Source organism: Streptomyces sp. NPDC002092, assembly GCF_053593775.1.
This window is the reverse complement of sequence record NZ_JBSFDG010000001.1, coordinates 69,943-88,734: the sequence shown is the minus strand read 5'-3', so window position 1 is coordinate 88,734 and position 18,792 is coordinate 69,943. Positions and strand designations below refer to the sequence as shown.

General features: G+C 71.7%; 20 protein-coding genes. 2 read left to right on the top strand and 18 right to left on the bottom strand.

Annotation, left to right across the window (positions count from 1 at the left end; genetic code table 11):
* Positions 1 to 326: 326 nt before the first annotated feature.
* The gene (locus tag ACWCRD_RS00385) at positions 327 to 980 is read left to right on the top strand and encodes a DUF6230 family protein (RefSeq protein WP_450963733.1); all 654 of its coding nucleotides are present in this window, start codon (positions 327 to 329) and stop codon (positions 978 to 980) included.
* Positions 980 to 1,408, top strand: coding sequence for a DUF6114 domain-containing protein (locus tag ACWCRD_RS00380; protein ID WP_450963732.1), 429 nt, complete (start codon positions 980 to 982; stop codon positions 1,406 to 1,408). Before ACWCRD_RS00385 ends, ACWCRD_RS00380 begins: the two co-directional genes overlap by 1 nt.
* Before the next feature lie 99 nt (positions 1,409 to 1,507).
* Here ACWCRD_RS00380 and mgtE read toward each other — a convergent pair whose 3' ends face one another.
* The 18 genes from mgtE to ACWCRD_RS00290 all read right to left on the bottom strand — a co-directional run bounded on the left by mgtE (position 1,508) and on the right by ACWCRD_RS00290 (position 18,717).
* Positions 1,508 to 2,542, bottom strand: coding sequence for a magnesium transporter (mgtE, locus tag ACWCRD_RS00375; RefSeq protein ID WP_450963731.1), 1,035 nt, complete (start codon positions 2,540 to 2,542; stop codon positions 1,508 to 1,510).
* Between the two features lie 356 nt (positions 2,543 to 2,898).
* On the bottom strand, positions 2,899 to 3,648 hold the full coding sequence (locus ACWCRD_RS00370) for a VOC family protein (protein ID WP_450963730.1): 750 nt from the start codon (positions 3,646 to 3,648) through the stop codon (positions 2,899 to 2,901).
* Positions 3,645 to 4,265 carry a shikimate kinase gene (locus tag ACWCRD_RS00365; RefSeq protein WP_450963729.1) on the bottom strand — a complete coding sequence of 207 codons (621 nt, stop codon included), beginning with the start codon at positions 4,263 to 4,265 and terminating at the stop codon, positions 3,645 to 3,647. The genes ACWCRD_RS00370 and ACWCRD_RS00365 overlap by 4 nt, the downstream gene beginning before the upstream one ends.
* Positions 4,262 to 5,446, bottom strand: a complete 1,185-nt coding sequence (gene aroC, locus ACWCRD_RS00360) for a chorismate synthase (RefSeq protein ID WP_450963728.1) — start codon at positions 5,444 to 5,446, stop codon at positions 4,262 to 4,264. The genes ACWCRD_RS00365 and aroC overlap by 4 nt, the downstream gene beginning before the upstream one ends.
* Positions 5,443 to 6,360, bottom strand: a complete 918-nt coding sequence (gene metF, locus ACWCRD_RS00355; protein ID WP_450963727.1) for a methylenetetrahydrofolate reductase [NAD(P)H] — start codon at positions 6,358 to 6,360, stop codon at positions 5,443 to 5,445. The genes aroC and metF overlap by 4 nt, the downstream gene beginning before the upstream one ends.
* Positions 6,357 to 7,286, bottom strand: coding sequence for a carbohydrate kinase family protein (locus ACWCRD_RS00350; RefSeq protein ID WP_450963726.1), 930 nt, complete (start codon positions 7,284 to 7,286; stop codon positions 6,357 to 6,359). Before ACWCRD_RS00350 ends, metF begins: the two co-directional genes overlap by 4 nt.
* 1 nt (position 7,287) lies before the next feature.
* On the bottom strand, positions 7,288 to 8,451 hold the full coding sequence (gene metK / locus ACWCRD_RS00345) for a methionine adenosyltransferase (protein ID WP_450963725.1): 1,164 nt from the start codon (positions 8,449 to 8,451) through the stop codon (positions 7,288 to 7,290).
* A 91-nt stretch (positions 8,452 to 8,542) separates the two neighbouring features.
* Positions 8,543 to 9,157: an NAD(P)H:quinone oxidoreductase gene (wrbA, locus tag ACWCRD_RS00340; protein WP_450963724.1), complete on the bottom strand. Its 615-nt coding sequence runs from the start codon at positions 9,155 to 9,157 to the stop codon at positions 8,543 to 8,545.
* Positions 9,158 to 9,164: 7 nt separating this feature from the next.
* Complete coding sequence (locus ACWCRD_RS00335) at positions 9,165 to 9,707, bottom strand: flavin reductase family protein (RefSeq protein WP_450963723.1); 543 nt, start codon at positions 9,705 to 9,707, stop codon at positions 9,165 to 9,167.
* Between the two features lie 152 nt (positions 9,708 to 9,859).
* Positions 9,860 to 10,498: a phenazine biosynthesis FMN-dependent oxidase PhzG gene (gene phzG, locus ACWCRD_RS00330; protein ID WP_450963722.1), complete on the bottom strand. Its 639-nt coding sequence runs from the start codon at positions 10,496 to 10,498 to the stop codon at positions 9,860 to 9,862.
* 17 nt (positions 10,499 to 10,515) lie between these two features.
* Positions 10,516 to 11,349: a PhzF family phenazine biosynthesis protein gene (locus tag ACWCRD_RS00325; RefSeq protein WP_450963721.1), complete on the bottom strand. Its 834-nt coding sequence runs from the start codon at positions 11,347 to 11,349 to the stop codon at positions 10,516 to 10,518.
* Entirely contained in the window at positions 11,334 to 11,702 is a 369-nt protein-coding gene (locus tag ACWCRD_RS00320) for a hypothetical protein (protein WP_450963720.1), read from the bottom strand. The genes ACWCRD_RS00325 and ACWCRD_RS00320 overlap by 16 nt, the downstream gene beginning before the upstream one ends.
* Positions 11,692 to 13,572 carry an anthranilate synthase family protein gene (locus ACWCRD_RS00315; RefSeq protein WP_450963719.1) on the bottom strand — a complete coding sequence of 627 codons (1,881 nt, stop codon included), beginning with the start codon at positions 13,570 to 13,572 and terminating at the stop codon, positions 11,692 to 11,694. Before ACWCRD_RS00315 ends, ACWCRD_RS00320 begins: the two co-directional genes overlap by 11 nt.
* Entirely contained in the window at positions 13,569 to 14,192 is a 624-nt protein-coding gene (locus ACWCRD_RS00310; protein ID WP_450963718.1) for an isochorismatase family protein, read from the bottom strand. Before ACWCRD_RS00310 ends, ACWCRD_RS00315 begins: the two co-directional genes overlap by 4 nt.
* Positions 14,193 to 14,240: 48 nt before the next feature.
* Complete coding sequence (locus ACWCRD_RS00305; protein ID WP_450963717.1) at positions 14,241 to 15,425, bottom strand: 3-deoxy-7-phosphoheptulonate synthase; 1,185 nt, start codon at positions 15,423 to 15,425, stop codon at positions 14,241 to 14,243.
* Between the two features lie 38 nt (positions 15,426 to 15,463).
* Positions 15,464 to 15,943, bottom strand: a complete 480-nt coding sequence (locus tag ACWCRD_RS00300) for a PhzA/PhzB family protein (protein ID WP_450963716.1) — start codon at positions 15,941 to 15,943, stop codon at positions 15,464 to 15,466.
* Positions 15,944 to 15,977: 34 nt separating this feature from the next.
* Positions 15,978 to 17,159 carry an acyl-CoA dehydrogenase family protein gene (locus tag ACWCRD_RS00295; RefSeq protein WP_450963715.1) on the bottom strand — a complete coding sequence of 394 codons (1,182 nt, stop codon included), beginning with the start codon at positions 17,157 to 17,159 and terminating at the stop codon, positions 15,978 to 15,980.
* 166 nt (positions 17,160 to 17,325) lie between these two features.
* On the bottom strand, positions 17,326 to 18,717 hold the full coding sequence (locus ACWCRD_RS00290) for an FAD-dependent oxidoreductase (RefSeq protein WP_450963714.1): 1,392 nt from the start codon (positions 18,715 to 18,717) through the stop codon (positions 17,326 to 17,328).
* Positions 18,718 to 18,792: the final 75 nt, after the last annotated feature.

The window sequence follows — 18,792 nt, the reverse complement described above, 5'->3', positions numbered from 1 at the left end:
TCTGGGGGAAGCCAGGGGCAGTTGTAGACCTGAGTGTCAGTCAACGTCAAGGCGGGGCAGGTTAGTTGACGATCATTCAAGAGTGCGGTGAAACCCGCGGGACCTGCTGAGCCACAGGTGGGGCACAACCAACACCCTTTTTTCACAACTCCCTTGACCCTTGAAAGTAACCACGGGTAACTTCCTCGCTGGCTACTGCGGAGTACGAGAAAGCCCTTCCACCCGCCGGGAGTTTGGGAGGAGGCGTGCGTCTGCAGCCGCTGTCCGCGCCAGGACAACGCGCCGATGATGCCCAACCCGCACTGACTATGCACATGGGAGCAGAAATGGCCTCGTCCGCCGAACTCACCACAGGGAACCCGGAAAGCGGTTCCTCGCCCGACCCCGCAAGACGCGGGCGGGTCCGGCTGCGCCGCGCCGCCGTGATGGCGGTCCCGGCCGTCGCGATCGCGGCCGGCCTCGCGATCATGACCGGCGAGGGGGCGCTGGGGGTCTCGTTCTCGATCTCCGGAATGCCCTTCACGGTGACCGCCAAGTCGCTCGACGGTACCGGCTTCGAGCAGTTCGGCGCGCTCGACAGCATGATCGACAACAGCCCCAACGCGGGCGACACCGGCGGTCAGGTGCTGGTCGTCACCTCCGCCATCAAGAGCGCGACACTGGACAGTCTGTGCCAGAGCGTCGACCTGGGTGGCACCAACCTGCTGATCAAGGCGGGCAGCGGCTCGTCGAAGGTGCAGGCGACCGACCTCACGACTGACTCGACCCAGCTGACCGGCGACGCCGCCTTCAAGAACATCGAGATCGGCAACGACGCGAGCACACTCAACAAGGCCGGTGTCAAGGGACCGGCGGGCGTCTTCAGCCAGCAGGCCGACACGGTGCACATCGACAACCTGCGGCAGACCAACTATGCGACGACGGCCGGGGTGTTCAAGCTGCCGGGCCTGAAACTCAGCTTCAGCGACTCGGGTTGCTGATGTCGGACAGTCCGAAGCAAGGCGCGCGGCCCGCTTTTCGTGAGTGGCGGGCCCGCCGTCCGTTCTGGGGCGGGCTGCTGCTCGCCCTGGGCGGGGCGGAGATCCTGCTCACCGAGAAGGCCTCACTGAAGGTCATCCTGCACTCCGGCGCGCAGACCCTGGCCGGCTACCTGCTGCCCACCGTGATGCTGCTGTGCGGACTGCTGGTCCTTTTCAACCCCACGCAGCGCCTGTTCTACTCGATCATCGGCGTGCTGGCCTCCCTGGCCACCTGGCTCACCTCGAACCTGGGCGGCTTTTTCTTCGGCCTGCTCCTGGGTGCCGTCGGCAGTTGCCTCGCCTTCGGCTGGCTGCCGGACCAGGAGCCGCGGGTCAGCCGCCGGAAACGCAAGAAAGAGGCGCGCGCCCTGGAGGCCGTACAGCCGTGAGCCGTGCGGCCTGCGAGCCGCACCGCCACAAGCACCGCAGCCCGCACCGGCCGGCCCGTCTCGGGGCCGGCCGGCGGGCGGGTCGCCGTCGCGCGGTGGTCAGATGCCCAGTACGGCGCGGGCGGTGAGGAAGTAGATGACCAGGCCGGTGGCGTCCACCAGGGTCGTGACCATCGGGGCCGAGACCACCGCCGGATCGATGCCCAGGCGCTTGGCCAGCAGGGGCATGGTGCCGCCCACGGTCGCCGCCCAGCCGCAGATGATGACCAGCGCCACGCCGACCACGACGGCGATGTGCACGCCCACGAACAGGGTGCCGAGTACCAGTCCGAGCAGGGCCAGGATCGAGCCGAGCACCAAGCCCACCCGGCATTCCCGCCACACCACCGCGGGCAGGTCCGACACCCGCACCTCCCCCACGGCCAGCGCACGCACGGCCGCGGTCGCCGCCTGCGCGCCGGCGTTGCCGCCGGTGCCGATCAACAGCGGGATGAACGTGGCGAGTTGGGTGACCTTCTCGAGCGTGCTCTCGAAGGCCTCGGTCACGGTGACCGTCAGCGTCGCGGCGAGCAGCAGGAGCAGCAGCCACACCACCCGGTAGCGGGCGAGCCGCCAGACGGTGGCCGCCATGTAGTGCCCCGTCCACGGCTCGGAGCCGGACTGCCGGGCCACGTCCTCGGTGTCCGCGTCCTCGATCACCTCGACGGCGTCGTCGATGGTGAGCAGCCCGACGAGCCGCTCCTCGCCGTCGACGACGGGCAGGGCGAGCGCGTCGGTCTCCCGCATCAGCCGCGCCGCCTGCTCGGCGGGGTCGTCGGCGTGCGCCCGCGCGCCGGAGACGTCGACGTGGGCGGCGATGTGGTCCTCGGGCGGGCTGAGCACCAGATCGCGCAGGGCCACCACACCGGTCAGCCGGCGCTCCCGGTCGACCACCGGGAGGGTGTAGACGGTGTCGGCGCCGGCGCCGTCGTCGCGGACCCGCTCAAGTGCTTGACGTACCGTCAAGTCCCCATCGAGCACGATCACTTGTGTCGTCATGCTGCGGCCCACCGAGCCTTGCGGACAGTCGATCCGGGGCAGGTCGTGGCGCTGCTGGGGGTGGCGGAGCTCGCTGGGCAGCTGGGTGTACGTCATGGCAGGGTCACCTCGGCAGAACGGCGGGACGGTTGGCTGCTGCTCGAAGGCGCGCACCGGAGCCGTCGCCGAGGGACGGAGGGTCAGCCGTGAGCCGTCACGGCGCCCCCGGGCAAAGGGCTGCGGTACGCGGGGGCTGACTGGGAGGTTCGCTCTGCACGGCGAACCACCTCCCTCCGCTACGGAGCTCTCGGGCCGACAGGCAGATCGTGCTCACCGTGTCGCGCGAACGCGAGCCACGGGGACGATCTGCGGGTTTTCTTCCACGCCGGACGGGGCGGCTGAAGGAAGCGTGCAGCTGATCGCGTACCGCCCCGGCGGACCGGGGGATTGCCCGCCGGGGCGGTCCGCCTCCGTCAGGCGTGCTGCACCAGTGCGAAGGTCACGCCTGACGGGTCCTCGAGCACGGCGACGCGTCCGACGCCGGGCAGTTCGGTGGGGGCGGTCACGACCTTGCCGCCCAGGACGGACGCCGTGACGGCCGCGCCGTCGATGTCCTCGACGCCGAAGTGCAGGGTCCAGCCGGCCGCGCCCTCGGGGCCGCTGGTGATACCGCCGAAGTCCGCGACGCCGCCGACGAACCTCAGGTGCGCGGCGGCGCCCCCGGCCTCGCCGGGCACGGCGGACGTCCAGCCGAAGACCTGGGCGTAGAACGCCTTGGCACCGTCGATGTCCGGGCTGCTGAGCCCGTACCAGGCCGCGGTGCCGGGCTCCCGCACCAGGCCGGAACCGATGTGCTTGTCCGGCTCCCAGGCGCCGAAGACCGCGCCGTCGGGCGCGTGGTAGACGGCGGCGGTGCCGGCCGGCCCCACCTTGGCGGGCGGGCTCACCACCCGGCCGCCGGCTTCCTCGACCGCCTTGGTCGTCGCGTCCAGGTCGTCCGACATGAAGTAGACGCTCCAGCCGGCCGAGTGCTCCTGGCCCTCCCGCAGCGCGACCGCACCCACGATCTTCTCTCCGCCCAGCGTGAAGTTCACGTATCCGCTGGGCAGTTCGAGGGCCTCCCAGCCGAAGAGGGAGCCGTAGAAGGTGCGGGCGGCGGGGACGTCGGTGGTGTCGAGGTCCGCCCAGCAGGGGGCGCCGGCCGGGTGACGAGAGATCTTCATCGGTTCTCCTGGGGTCGCAGCGACTGATCTTCGACCAGCGTGGCCGCGCGCCCGGAGCGACTCCAGCCGGCGCCGGCAACTCGCGGATTCCTTCCATGGGCCGGACGGTTCACGGCGATTTCGTGCACTGCGATCGACCGGGCGACCTCTTCGGGCCTACGGCCGTCGGTCGGTACGACGGCGTCGGCGACCTCCTCGTAGAGGTGCCGCCGGGCCTCCATGAGCGCGCGCCATCGTCTGTGCGGGTCGGCGGCGAGGAGGGGGCGCGCGAAGTCCAGGTCGAGGCGTTCGACGGCCTCTTCAGCAGTCATCGAGAGGTAGACCACGCGGTGCCCGGCCAGTAGCGCCCGCGTGTCCGCGTCCAGGATGGAGCCGCCGCCCAGGGCGAGGACACCGTCGTGCTCGGCCAGCGCCTTGTGCACGGCGGCCTTCTCGATCGCCCGGAAGACCGGCTCACCCTCATCGACGAAGATCTCCGCGATCGAACGGCCCTGCTCGGCCACGATGTCGTCGTCCGTGTCCCGGTAGCCGACCCTGAGCCGCTCGGCCAGCAACCTGCCGACGGTGGACTTGCCCACACCCATCGGACCGACCAGCACCACCTCAGGCGCGGTCACCGGATGGCCAGGTTGTCGAGGTAGGACTGCACATTACGGCGGGTCTCGGCCACGCTGTCGCCCCCGAACTTCTCCGCCACCGCATCCGCCAGCACCAGGGCGACCATCGCCTCCGCGACGATGCCCGCCGCCGGCACCGCGGAGACATCGGAGCGCTGGTGGTGGGCCTGGGTCGCCTCACCGGTCGTGACGTCCACGGTCTGCAGCGCCCGCGGCACGGTCGCGATGGGCTTCATCGCCGCCCGCACCCGCAGCAGCTCACCCGTGGTCAGGCCACCCTCCGTGCCGCCCGAGCGGCCAGAGGTACGCCGGATGCCCTCGGGCGTGCCCACGATCTCGTCATGCGCCTTGGAACCGGGCACCCGGGCCAGCTCGAACCCGTCACCGACCTCCACGCCCTTGATCGCCTGGATGCCCATCAACGCTCCGGCCAGGCGGGCGTCCAGCCGGCGGTCCCAGTGCACATGCGAGCCAAGGCCCACGGGCACGCCGTACGCGAGGATCTCCACCACCCCGCCCAGGGTGTCACCGTCCTTGTGAGCCTGGTCGACCTCCGCGACCATCGCCTTCGACGCATCCGCGTCCAGGCACCGCAGCGGATCCGCGTCCAGCTTCTCCACGTCGGCAGGCGTCGGGTACACCCCTTGCGGGGCCTTCACGGAGCACAGCTCGACGACATGGCTGACGATCTCGATGCCCGCCGTCTCCTTCAGGTACGACCGCGCCACCGCCCCCAGCGCCACCCGGGCCGCCGTCTCCCGCGCCGAGGCACGCTCCAGGACCGGGCGGGCCTCGTCGAAGCCGTACTTCTGCATGCCCGCCAGATCCGCGTGGCCGGGACGCGGACGGGTCAGCGGGGCATTGCGGGCCAGCCCCGCCAGGACCTCCGGGTCGACCGGGTCGGCCGCCATCACCTGCTCCCACTTCGGCCACTCCGTGTTGCCCACCATGACCGCCACCGGGGAACCGAGGGTGAGGCCGTGCCGGACGCCGCCGAGGAAGGTGGCCTCGTCACGCTCGAACTTCATCCGCGCACCGCGTCCATGACCGAGCCGGCGCCTGGCCAGGTGATCCGCCACCATCTCCGTGGTGATCGGCACACCGGCGGGAAGACCCTCCAGCGTCGCCACGAGTGCGGGACCGTGGGACTCCCCCGCGGTCAGCCAGCGCAACCTGCTCACGGGCGGGCCTCCGGCAGACGCAGGCCACGGTGGATGTCCATGGCGGCGGACGAGTGGTTGAGGGTGATGTAGTGCAGGCCGGGGGCGCCCTCGTCGAGGAGGCGCTGGGCGAGACCGGTGGCGTGGTCCACTCCGATGCGGTGGGACAGGGCCGGGTCGTACTGTGCGGTGCACAGGAGCAGCGCGAGGTCGTCCGGGAAGGTCGCGTTGCTCAGGCGGGCGAAGCGGGCGATCTGCTCGCAGCCGGTCGCGGGCATGATCCCGGGGATGACCGGGGTGTGGCATCCGGCGGCGGCCAGCCGGTCGCGCAGCCGGAGGTAGTCCTCGGCGCGGAAGAACATCTGGGTGATGGCGTAGTCCGCGCCGGCCCGGCACTTGGTGACGAAGTGCCGGATGTCGGTGTCCCAGTCGGGTGAGCGGGGGTGTCGTTCGGGGAACGCGGCGACGCCGACGGAGAAGGCGCCGCAGGAACGGATGAGCTCGACGAGTTCGGCCGCGTACCGCACGCCCCGGGGGTGCGGGGTCCAGGGCCCCTGCGGGTCGCCCGGCGGATCGCCGCGCAGGGCGAGGACGTCACGGATGCCGGCGTCGGCGTACCGGCCGATGATCGAACGGAGTTCGGCGACGGAGTGACCGACGGCGGTGAGGTGGGCCACCGGGCGCAGGGTGGTGTCCTCGGCGATGCGCCGGGTGACCTCGGTCGTGCGCTCGCGGGAGGTGCCGCCGGCGCCGTAGGTGACGGACACGAAAGACGGGTTGAGGGTCTCGACGCGGCGCAGCGCGCTCCACAGGGCCCGCTGCCCCTTGCCGGTCTTCGGCGGGAAGAACTCGAAGGAGTACGAGCGGTGGCCGGACGCGATGAGTTCGGCGGGGCCCCTGAGGGTCCGCTCGGCCACCGGTGCGTGGACCGTCATGTCGGGTCGCCTCCTGAGGGGACCAGGGCGCGGGGCGCGGTGTAGGTCTGGGTGCCGACGCTGGACAGGGCGAGCGTGGCCAGTTCCGAGCCGAGCCGCGCGCATGCGGGGGTGTCGAGGCCCGCGGTCAGGGCGGCGAGGTATCCGGCGCGGAAGGCGTCGCCGACGCCGGTCGGGTCGGTGGCCTGGTCGGTGGGGACCGCGGGGATGTCCAGCGGCGGGTCTCCGGCGCGCTCGACGCGGCTGCCCTTCTCGCCGAGGGTCGTGACCCAGGTGCCCACCCGGCGCAGGACGTCGGCGCGGGTCCAGCCCGACTTGGCGAGCAGCAGGGCGTGTTCGTACTCGTTGGTGAACAGATGGTCCGCGCCTTCGACGAGTTCGCGGATCTGGTGCCCGTCGAGCCGGGCGAGCTGCTGGGACGGGTCGGCGGCGAAGGGAATGCCGTGGGTGCGGCACGCGCGGGTGTGCTTGAGCATCGCCGCCGGGTCGTCGGCGCCGATCAGCACCAGGTCGGCGGGGGCCTTGCGCAGGACGTCGACGAGGTCGACGTTCCGGGCCTCGGTCATGGCGCCCGGATAGAACGAGGCGATCTGGTTGCCGTCCGGGTCGGTGGTGCACAGGAAGCGGGCGGTGTGCCGGGTGCGGGAGACATGAACGCCACAGACGTCCACGCCGAGTGCGGCCAGTCGCTCGCCGTACGGGGCGAAGTCCGCGCCCACAGCGCCCACCAGCAGTGGCCGGTGGCCGAGTTGCGCCAGGCCGTAGGCGATGTTGGCGGCCACTCCACCGTCGCGGATCTCCAGGGTGTCGACCAGGAAGGACAGCGAGACGTGGTCGAGGCGGTCGGCGAGCAGTTGATCGGTGATGCGGCCGGGGAAGGTCATCAGATGGTCGGTGGCGATGGAGCCGGTGACGGCGATCCGCATGTCAGGCCCCCGCCGCGAGCCGCAGCGCGTCCACGCGGTCCGTCTTCTCCCAGGTGAAGTCGGGCAGTTCACGGCCGAAGTGGCCGTAGGCCGCCGTCTCGGCGTAGATCGGGCGCAGCAGGTCGAGGTCGCGGATGATCGCGGCCGGGCGGAGGTCGAAGACCTCCCGGATGGCGTGTTCGATCGCGGTCTGCGGTACGGCTGCGGTGCCGAAGGTCTCGACGAACAGGCCGACGGGCTCCGCCTTGCCGATCGCGTACGCCACCTGCACCTCGCAGCGGCGGGCGAGCTGGGCGGCGACGACGTTCTTGGCGACCCAGCGCATCGCGTACGCCGCCGAACGGTCCACCTTGGAGGGGTCCTTGCCGGAGAAGGCGCCGCCGCCGTGGCGGGCCATACCGCCGTACGTGTCGATGATGATCTTGCGGCCGGTGAGGCCGGCGTCGCCCATCGGGCCGCCGACCTCGAAGCGGCCGGTCGGGTTGACCAGCAGGCGGTGGCCCTCGGTGTCCAGCTTGATGCCGTCGTCGGCCAGCCGGGCCAGTTCGTGCTCGACGACATGGGTACGGATGGCGGGGGCGAGCAGGCCGTCGAGGTCGACGTCGGCGGCGTGCTGCGCGGAGACGACGACCGTGTCCAGACGGGCCGCGCGGCTGCCCAGGTACTCGATGGTGACCTGGGTCTTGCCGTCGGGGCGCAGAGAGGGGACGAGGCCCTCCTTGCGCACCTGGGAGAGCCGGTGGGCGAGGCGGTGAGCCAGCTGGATGGGCAGCGGCATGAGTTCGGGCGTCTCGTCGCAGGCGTACCCGAACATCAGCCCCTGGTCGCCCGCGCCACCGGTGTCGACGCCCTGCGCGATGTCCGGGGACTGTGCGCCGATCGACACGGACACCCCGCAGGAGCGTCCGTCGAAGCCCTTGTGGGAGGCGTCGTAGCCGATGTCGAGGATCGCCTCCCGGACCAGCGCGGGGATGTCCGCGTAGGCCGTGGTGGTGACCTCTCCCGCAAGGTGCACCTGCCCGGTGGTGATCAGGGTCTCGACGGCGACCCGGGCGCGCGGGTCGTCCCTGAGCAGGGCGTCGAGCACGGTGTCGCTGATCCGGTCGGCGATCTTGTCGGGGTGTCCCTCGGTCACGGATTCCGAGGTGAACAGGCGGCGGGACATGGCTCTCCCTGGGGTCGCAGCGGCTGCTGGCTGATGAAGGGCGTGAAGCGGGGCCGGGGGGCTCCCGGGGGATGGGAGCCCTCCGGCCCGGTCAAGGGGCGGCGGGCTTGAGGGCCCTGGCGAGGCGGACCACGCGGTCGGCCTGGACGCGGGCCGCGTTGCGGGTGAGGTCGCCGACCGGGGTGGTGCCGCCCGCGTCGTGGTGGGCGGTGCCGTAGGGGTTGCCGTCGGCGAACTTGTCCGGGTGGGTGAAGCCGGGGGCGACGACGATGCCCCCGAAGTGGTGGAAGGACTGCATGAGGGCGAGCAGCGTGGACTCGTTGCCGCCGTGCGGGCTGCCGGTGGAGGTGAAGGCGCTGTAGACCTTGTCGGCCAGCTCGCCCTTCTTCCAGGCCGGGCCGAGGGTGTCGAGGAACTGCTTGAGCTGGGCGGCGACATTGCCGAACCGGGTCGGCGAGCCCATCAGGACGGCGTCGGCCCACACCACGTCCTCGACGGCCGCGAGGGGGATGTCGGCGGTTGCCGCCGCGTGGGCCGCCCAGGCGGGCTGGGCGGCGACGACCTCCGGCGGAGCCAGCTCGGCGACCCGGCGCAGCCGGACCTCGGCACCGGCCTTCTCGGCGGTTTCGGCGAGTTCGCGGGCGATGTCCGCGACATGGCCGGTGGCGGAGTAGTAGACGACGGCGAGCTTCACGGTCACGTCCATGCCGGCCTCACCAGTCCGCAAGGTGCAGGGAGAGCAGCGGGTCCGGCACGTCGAGCGCGGTGGCCGGGTGGGTGAACGTGCGGTCGTAGTAGACGAGGGGGGTGCGGTCGTCGTCCACGTGGGTGTCGAGGACGCGGCCGACGAGGATGCTGTGGTCGCCGCCGTCGTGCAGGGCGTGCAGGGCGCAGGCGACACGGACACACGCGTCCGGGACACCGGGCAGGCCCAGTTCGCACGGTACGACGTCGCCCTCGGCGTCCCCTTCGGCGAACCGGTCGATGCCCGAGCGGGCGAAGCGGCGGGCGAGGTGGTCCTGGCCGTGCGCGAGCAGGTTGACCAGGAAACGGTCGGCACTCGCGAACGCCGGGTGTGTGCTGGCGGTGCGGTTCAGGCAGACCAGCACGAGGGGCGGGTCGAGGGACAGGGAGGTGAAGGAGGTCGCGGTGAACCCCCAGCGCCGTCCGGTGCCGTCGACGGTCGTCACGACGGTCACCGGCCCGGGAACCCGGGACATGGCGCGGGTCAGGGCGGTGCCGATCGGGGCAGCCATGTGATCACTCTCCGGTGTGGCGGCGGTCAGGACGGGAAACGGCCGGGGCTCGGCCGCGGACGTCACGGTCAGGACGGGAAGCGACCGGCCCCCGGCGCCGGACGTGGCGCGCAGTACGGGAAGCGGACGGCGTTCGGCCGCGGAGGGGCCGGTCACGGCTGGAGGTGGCTGGTGGACCAGCCGTGGTCGTGGCGGTCGTAGCGGAGCCTGCGGTGCAGCCGGTCGGAGTCGGCGGACCAGAACTCCACGGCGACCGGGGCGAGCAGATAGCCCACATAGCGGGCGGGGCGGGGCAGGGCGGTGCCGGGGGCGGCCAGGCGGTCGGCCTCGGCACGGAGAGCGGCGGCGTCGCGCAGGGGTTCGCTCTGCCGGGAGGCCGCGGACATGGCGTGCATGGGGATCGGGCGGCCGTACCACAGGGCGTCGGAGGCGGCCTCGCTCAGCTGCGAGACGGGACCGGAGAGGATGAGCTGCTGCCCGGTCTCGCGCCAGTAGAGCAGCCCCGAGGCCCAGCCGGTGGCGGCCATCTCGCGGCCCTTCTGGCTGGTGGCGTGGCTGGCGAAGACCAGACCCCGGTCGTTGATGCCGCTGATGGAGACGATGCGGTTGGAGGCGCGTCCTTGGCTGTCGGCGGTGGCCAAGGCCAGCGCGCGGGGTTCGCGCACGCCATGGGCGGTGGCCGCGTCGATCCACTCCTGGACGAGGCCCATGGGTTCGGCCGGCGGGTCGTCGTACTCGGGGAAGTCCAGGTCGACTTCGCCGGTGAGGCTTTCGAATCGGCTGCTGTTCACGGGTTCCTCACCGGGCGCTAGACGTGAAGGGTGCCGTGGGCGGCGATGACACCGTGGCCGCCCACCTCGACCGAGTGGACCGTCTCGCCGGTGCCCTCGGCGGTGGCGAGCATGAGGGAGGGGCGACCCATCTCGACGCCTTGGAGGATCTCCAGGTGCTGCCCGTAGCCGGCCAGTCGGTGCCTGGCGAGATGGATGGCGAGGGGACCCGCCGCAGAGCCGGTCGCCGCGTCCTCGACCACGCCGTAGGCGGGCGAGAACATACGGGTGCGCCAGTGGGTGCCCGCCCCGGCGAAACAGTTCGCGGCCATGTCCTCGAAGGCGCCGAGGGCGCGGTGGTCGGGCCGCAGGGCGGACAGCGCCGCCACGCTCTCCAGGCCCACGAAGACGTGCCGGGGACCGTTGCGGTAGATCTCCACGGGCGCGACCGTCTCCTGCACGCCGAGCGCCGCCAGGAGTTCCTCGCGGTGTTCGTACGGCTCCCAGGTGGGGACGGGCTGCCGCATCCGCACCGTCGAGACGTCCTCGTCATGGGTGAGTTCGAAGGGGATCACGCCCATGGCGGTCTCCAGCCTGAGCCGGTCCTCCTTGAGCGTGCGGCCCAGCGCCACCGCCGTGCCGAGCAACGGATGGCCCGCGAAAGGCAGTTCGTTGACCGGCGTGAAGATGCGGATGCGGGCGTCTGAGCCCTGCTCGGCCGGCAGGACGAAGGTGACCTCCGAGAGGTTCATCTCCTTCGCGATGCGCTGCATCAGCTCGCCGGTGAGGTCCGCGGCGTCGAGGAACACCGCCACGGGATTGCCTTCGAGCGGGGTGCGGGCGAAGGCGTCGACGACTATGTATTCGTGCACGGTTCCGGATCCCCCGTAGTAGCTGCCATGGTCGTGAACACGGGCCCCAGGCCGTCGAGTCGAGGCAGGCCGTGGGCTCCCTCGACGGTGGCCTCGGCCTCGAAGCGGCCGCGGTGTGTCGGGGGGCCGCCGATCAGCTCCGCTGCCCGGTTGGGAGGCAGCTCGGCCGGGCGGTCCGCCTCCCACAGCATCACCGCGCCCCACCGGTTGGTCTCCCGGTCCGCCAGCCAGATCTTCAGCCGCAGCCCCGGTACGTCGCTCCAGGCGGCGGCCGAGTCGCGCAGGTCGGCGCGCAGGGAGTCGATGGTCTGCCCGGTGCCGTCGAGGTCCCACCAGGCGATGTCAACCCGCACGCTGGAGCACCTCCCGCAGGGTGCGGCCCACGATGCGCGGCCCGTCGACGGTGAGCACCGACTCGGCGTGGAACTGCATCGAGGCGAACGAGGGCCCGCGCAGGGCGTGCACCTCGCGGGTCACCGGGTCCCGGCTGACCTCCACGAGCCCGTGTGCGGCGGTGTCCAGCTTGTCCTCGGCGCTGCGGGCGGCGAACGTGTTGTAGAAGCCGACGCGCTCCCGGCTGCCGAACAGATCGATCTCCCGTTGCACGCCCTGGTTCGGCACATCACGGCGGGCCAGGTCGAGGCCGAGGCTCAGACTGAGGACCTGGTGGCTGAGGCAGACGGCGACGAACGGCCGCTGCTCGGCGAGGAGTCGGTCGATCGCCGCACGCAGGTGGCGGATCTTGGGGTCGTCCACGGCACGGGGGTCACCGGGGCCGGGGCCCATCACCACGAGGTCGTGACCTTCGAAGGCGTACGGCTCGTCGAAGCGACGTACCGTCACCTCAAGGCCCAGTGAACGCAGTTGGTGGCCGATCATCGCGGTGAAGGTGTCCTCCGCGTCGACGACCAGGGCGCTCAGGCCCGCGAGCCCGGGCACGGCGGGCCGTGCCGCGCCGGCGCCCTTGAGCCAGAACTCCGCGATGCCGTCGTTGCGGCGGTCCAGTGCCGCGCGGACGTCGGGATGGCTGCCGTAGCGGGCGCTGCGGCCGGACTCCAGGGCGCCGAGCAGTCCGGCCGCCTTGGCGCGGGTCTCGGCGACCTCCGAGTGCGGGTCGGAGTGCCGTACGAGGGTGGCGCCCACGCCGATCCGCACCCGGCCCGTGGTGTCGATGTCGGCGGTGCGGATGAGGATGGCCGAGTCGAGGGAGCGCTCGCCGCTGCTGTCGCGGCCGATCAGCGCCGCCACCCCGCTGTAGTAACCGCGGCCCGCGGGCTCGTACTTGGCGATGACCCGGGCCGCGCTCTCCAGCGGGCTGCCCGTGACGGTGGGCGCGAACAGGGTCTCGCGCAGGATCTCGCGGACGTCCCTGCGGGTGTGGCCCTCGATGAAGTACTCGGTGTGGGCGAGGCGGGCCATCTCCTTGAGACAGGGGCCGAGCACCCGGCCGCCGCCCTCGCAGATGCGGGCCATCATCTTCAGTTCCTCGTCGACGACCATGTACAGCTCGTCGGTCTCCTTGGGGTCGGCGAGGAACTCGGTGACGCCTTCGAGGGTGGGCCCGGCCGCGGGGTAGCGGTAGGTGCCGCTGATCGGGTTCATCACGGCGGTGCCGCCGGCGACCGAGATGTGCCGCTCGGGCGTCGCGCCGACGAAGGTGCGCTCGCCGGTGTGGATGACGAACGTCCAGTAGGCGCCCTGCTCCCGCTCCAGCAGCCGGCGGAAGAACACCAGTGCGTCGCGGAGCGAGTAGCCGCCGATGTCGGCGAGGAAGGACCGCTTGACGACGAAGTTGGCGCCCTCGCCGGTGCCGATCTCGTCGGCGACGACCCGGCGCACGGTCTCGGCGTACTGCTCGTCGTCGATGTCGAAGCCGTGCGCGGTCACCGAGGTGGCCGCGTCCGGGAGGCGCAGCAGGAGGTCGGGCAGCGACACCCGGTCCTGGCCGGTCACGGAGAGCGCGACGAGGGGCGCGCCGTCGTCGGGGGCGGTGAAGCCCCTCTCGGTGAGCTGCCGGTAGGGCACCACGACCAGGACGTCGTGCCCGGCGCCCGACGACTGCCCGGCGAGCGGGATGCCGGCGAGCGTTTCGGGCAGTGTCACCTCGCCGACCAGGACGTCGACGGTGTCCGGGACGCCGGTCTCCGGGCGGTGCAGCAGGGCGAAGGCGGGGACCTCGAGGTTCAGCACGCGCTCCAGGAGGTCGCCGTGGGCGGCGCTCATGCGAACACCTCCGCGGACGGGAGGACCACCGCGCAGCGCTGAGCCGCGTACTGGAGGGCGAGGCGGTGGTGGTCCGCGGAGAAGTCGCCGAGCGCGTCGGCGGCGAGGAAGGCCTGGATGTCGTTGGTGTACGCCTCCAGCGCGGTGGCGAGGACGCCGACATGGGCGTACACCCCGCACAGGACGAGCTGGTCGCGGCCCGCCGCCCGCATCCGCTCCAGCAGGTCGGAACGGAAGAAGGCGCTGTAGCGCCACTTGGTGAACACCCAGTCGCCCTCGACGGGCGCCAGTTTCCCGGTGACCTCCCGGTCGGCGGGGTCGGTGCGCATGCCCGGGCCCCAGAAGTCCTTCAGCAGACCGCGGTCCTCGTCCGTCATCCGGCCGGGCTGCGCGGTGTAGGCCACGGGCACCCCGAGGGCGGCGGCCCGTCCCCGCAGCGCGGCGGCGTTGTCGACGAGTTCGGAGCGCAGCGGGTCGGGCAGGGCCCTGAGGAAGTAGCGCTGCATGTCGTGCACGAGCAGGACGGCGCGGTCCGGGTCGGGGGTCCAGTGCGCGACGTTCTCGGGCAGGCTCGCGCGGGTGGGCAGAGGGTACGACGCTATGGGGGGTAGGCCGGCCATGAGGTCAGCTCCTTTCCAGCGGGGTGGCCGCGTCGGCCGGAACGGGCGTCACAGGGCGCTCGCCCAGGCGGTGACCAGGGCGACGGCCTGCCGGGAGTTGAGGCGCGGATCGCAGAAGGTGGTGTGGCGCTCGCCGATCCGGCCGAGCGAGGAGGCGTCCGCCGCGCACTCGGTGACGTCGTCCGGGGTGGTCTCCAGGTGGAGTCCGCCGGCGACGCCGCCGGCCGCCGCGACCGCATGGCCGAAGGCCTGCACCTCGTGGGCCATGGTGGTCAGCAGCCGGGTCTTGTGGCCGCCGGGTGCGGTGATCGTGTTGCCGTGCATCGGGTCGCACAGCCAGATCACCGGGTGGCCCGCCGAGCGCACCGCCGCCACCAGCACCGGCAGGCGTTCGGCGACGGCGTCGGCGCCCATCCGGGAGATCAGGGTGAGGCGGCCGGGCTCGCGCAGCGGGTCGAGCCGCTCGCACAGCGAGGTGATCTCTTCGGGTGTCATGGTGGGGCCGACCTTGCAGGCGACCGGGTTCACCACGTCGGACAGCAGATCCACATGGGCGCCGTCCAGCTGGCGGGTGCGCTCGCCGATCCACGGCCAGTGGGCGGAGCCCAGCCAGCGGGTGGAGTCGCCGAGTTCGCGGATCATCGGCACCTCGTAGTCCAGCAGGAGGGCCTCGTGGCTCGTCCACACCAGAGGCTCGGTGCCGGGCCAGGAGCGCAGCGCGGGGGCGCGCCAGCCGAGGTGTTCCACGATGTCGCCGGCCGCCATGTAGCCGGTGAGGATGCGCAGCGGGTCGGGGCGCCGGCTCTCCGGGTCGGGCTCGGGGCTGTTGACCATGTGCCCGCGGTAGACGGGCAGCGCCACCTCGCCGATCTGCTCGTAGTTGTTCGAGCGGGGCTTGGCGAACTGGCCGGCCATCCGCCCGACTCTGACGACGGGTTTGCCGGTGAGCATCTTCAGGGTGCTGGCCAGCAGATCGAGTACGGCGGTCTTGCGCCGCACATGCTCGGCCGTGCACTCCTCCGGGTCCTCCGCGCAGTCGCCGGCCTGCACCACGAGCGCCTCGCCCGCGGCCACGGAGGCCAGCAGTGAGCGCAGGGTGCGTACGTCGTCGACGCGGACCAGCGGCGGACGCGAACCGAGGATCTCCCGTACCCGCTGAACCTGCGCGGGATCGGGCCATTCGGGCTGCTGCAGGGCCTTGGCCCGCTGGATTTCAGTAAGTGCTTGTCCCACGAAAATTCCCCCGTGAACGGAGAGGGTCAACGTTCTGGTCAGGTGGGGATGCCGGCGCGCTCGATGCGCGGGACGCCGATTCCCAGGGCCTTGAACTGCTGGCACGGGTTCATGAACTCGCGCTGCTGCTTGATTTTCCCGTCCTCGAAGAGGAAGGAATGCAGGAAATGATTCCGGTAATACCCGTCGGGATATCCGGGAAAGAGGATCCTGCCCTCGCCGTCGCACTCGACCCAGAAACGGTTCGGGTCCTGGGTGTCGAAGATCTCGACGTTGGTCCAGGCCCAGTCGGGGAAGCACTTGAGCGACCAGACGGCGTGCTCGCCCAGCCGGTCGCGGCCGCGGATGACGATCGGTTCGCCGCTCTCCGTGGTCCACAGGCCGCCGGTGCCGTCCTCGGTGAACAGCAGGTGGCGGCGGAGCCGGTCCTCGCCACGGGTGTTCATGTACCGCTCGACGATCTCCCGGTTGTGGGTGCGCAGCTCGGTCCGGTCGGTGGGTATTCGGGGCTCTGACATGGGTGTCCTTCTCGGTGGGGGGTGGATGGGGCGCTCAGACGATGAAGCTGATGTCGCGCGGGTCGCCGCCGACCAGGGCACGGCCGTAGACCTGCTCGGGAATGCCCATGCCGAAGCCGGCGTGCCGGCTGCCGACGTTGATGTCGCGCCACAGCCGCTGCAGCGGGTTGGACTCGTTGAAGGCGGAGGAGCCGTGGGCGGTCAGCAGGGTGTCCACGGCCTCCCGGCACAGGCGTCCGACCTGCGCGGACTCCAGCCGGTTGCGGGCGCGGACGGTGAGGTCGGCGTTGACCCCGGCGCGGGCGAGCTCGTCGACGGTGTCCGCGATGCGGGCGGCCACCAGCTTCGCCGTGTCGATCTTCGAGGTGGCCTCCGCGAGGTCCAGCTGGAAGGTCGGGGACTGGGTCTGGTCGCGGTAGGTGGAACCGGCCACGGGCCGGGTGGGGCCCTTGGCGCGGACGAAGTCGAGGGCGGCCTCGGCGCCGCCGATCAGTGCGCCGATCAGCCCGATCGCGAAGAGGCCGGTCAGGCTGTTGCGGTAGGGCAGCGACGGGTCGACCACGCCGTCGGTCTCGCCGTTGAGGATCGGCAGGTAGGGCACCAGGCGGTGGTCGGGTACGAAGATCCGGTCGGCGACGACGGTGTTGGAGCCGGTGCCGCGCATGCCGGCGAAGTACCAGGTGTCCTTGATGGCGACCTCGTCGACCGGCATCAGCGCGAACCGCACGTCGGGCCGGCCCGCCTCGGTGGGCACGGCGATCAGGGCGCTCACCCACTGGGCGTGCAGGCAGCCGGAGACATAGGCCCACTCTCCGCTGACGATCGCCCCGCCTTCGACGAGTTCGACGGCAGGCGAGGGCATGCCCAGCACGAGCGCGGCCCGGGCGTCCGGGTTCTCGCCCCACACCTCGTCGCCGGCCGCGGCCGGGAAGAGGCCGGCCATGAAGTTGCCGGCGTTGAGCACGCCCGCGATCCAGGCGGCCGACGGGCAGCCCCGGCCGAGCGCGGTGGCGACGTCGAGCAGGGTGCGCATGTCGGTCTCGTGGCCGCCGAGCCGGCGCGGTGTCTGCAGGCGCAGCAGCCCGGCCTCGGTCAGGGCGGCGACCACCCGGTCGGAGAGGCGCCTTTCACGCTCGCATTCTTCGGCGGCCTCCCACAGCAGCTCCCGCAGGCCGTCGGCCCGCGCGACAAGCTCGGCACGGTCGGGAATCGTCATTCCGAATCATTCCTCTCGAATTTCTCGGCGTTTGTGACGCTAAGCCGCACAAAACCTTGGAGTCAAGGCCATCATTTCAACTTCGGCTGGAACCCGGATTTCTGAAAATGGGCAGGTTCCAGCGACGCGGCGCGTTTTACGTTCCGCGTTCTGCGAAGCGGAATTGTTAATTCGGCCGGGAGGAGTGGAGCAGGTTGCCGAGCAGGACCCGGCCGATCGTGGCGGGATGCAGCAGGATGAGGGGCGACGAGAGCAACGAGCCCACCTTGACGAACTCCTGGGCCACCACGGGGTCCCGCTCCGCGGCGGTCATCACCCGGCCGAAGAAGGCGTTGCTCAGCCGCACCGGCAGCGGTCGGGGTCCCGCCACCTCGGGGAGCGTCAGGTCACTGCCGACGGCCATCTGCCAGGCCACCTCGATCTTCCGGGCGGCCGCCCGGAAGAAGCGGTACGGCAGCCGGTCGCGGCCGTTGTCGAGACACTCGCGCAGTGCGGTGGCCTGGAGCGCGGCGACGGACATGCCCTGGCCGTAGACGGGGTTGAAGCTGCAGATCGCGTCGCCGAAGACGAGGAGCCCCTCGGGGAACCGCTGCAGCCGCTCGTAGCGGCGGCGCACGCTGGCCGGATAGCGGTGGGCCACCGGGTCGTCGATCGGCTCGGCCGCGCACAGGGCCTCGAAGACGTCGGAGGGCACGATGGGCTTGGCGTACTCCAGGAACTCGGCCGGGTCGGTCGGCGGGTGGTGGCCGCCGTAGCCGATCAGGGTGAGCATCCAGCGGTCGGCCTCGTGCTGGAGGAAGGTGGCGCCGGTGGGCCGGCCGGGTTCGGCGCCGACGATGACGACCTTGCGGCGGCCGAGGGCGCCGGGGGCCAGCCGCAGGCTTCGGCTGACGTATTTGATGTCGACGGCGATCTTCTCCTCCGCCGGGGGCTCGTAGCCGAGGTCGCAGAGCCAGCGGGTGGTGCGTCCGCCGCGGCCGGTGGCGTCGACGACGAGGTCGGCGGCCAGTTCCCGCTCGGCCCCGGAGTCCCGCTGCACCAGGCGTACGCCGGTCACCCGGGTCCGGTCCGCGGTGCCGGTCAGGCCGGACGCCTCGCACCGGTCGACGATCTCCACGCCCGGCAGTTCCCGTACCCGGGCCCGGACTCGGCCCTCCAGTTGGGGCCGGGTCGGCTGGTAGGTGGGGGTGGGGTCGGCGTACCGGCCCTCCTGGCACAGGAGATGGCCGCCCGGCGCGAAGTGCATCTCGACGGGTTCGCGGACCACGGGCACCCCGTCGGCCTCGAACTCCTCCAGCAGACCGGGAAACATCTGCTGCAGTCCCCGGGTGCCGGCGGGCAGGATCGCGTGGGCGTGCCGGCCCTGCGGCACCCCGCGCCGGTTCTCGTCGGTCTCGGGGAGCGTGTCCCGGTCGACGACGGTGACCCGGTCGAAGGTGTCGGACAGCACCCGGGCGGCGAAGAGGCCGGCGATGCTGGCCCCGAGCACCACGCAGTGGCCGCCGCCGCGGGCACGCGGCTCCTTGGGATCGTGGGGGCGTGCGGTGTCGTCAGACATGCGATTCCTCTGCTGTCCGTGAGGCGGATGGCCGAGCGGGATTCCCGGATGCAACCGCAAAAGCAGGGCAGGAGA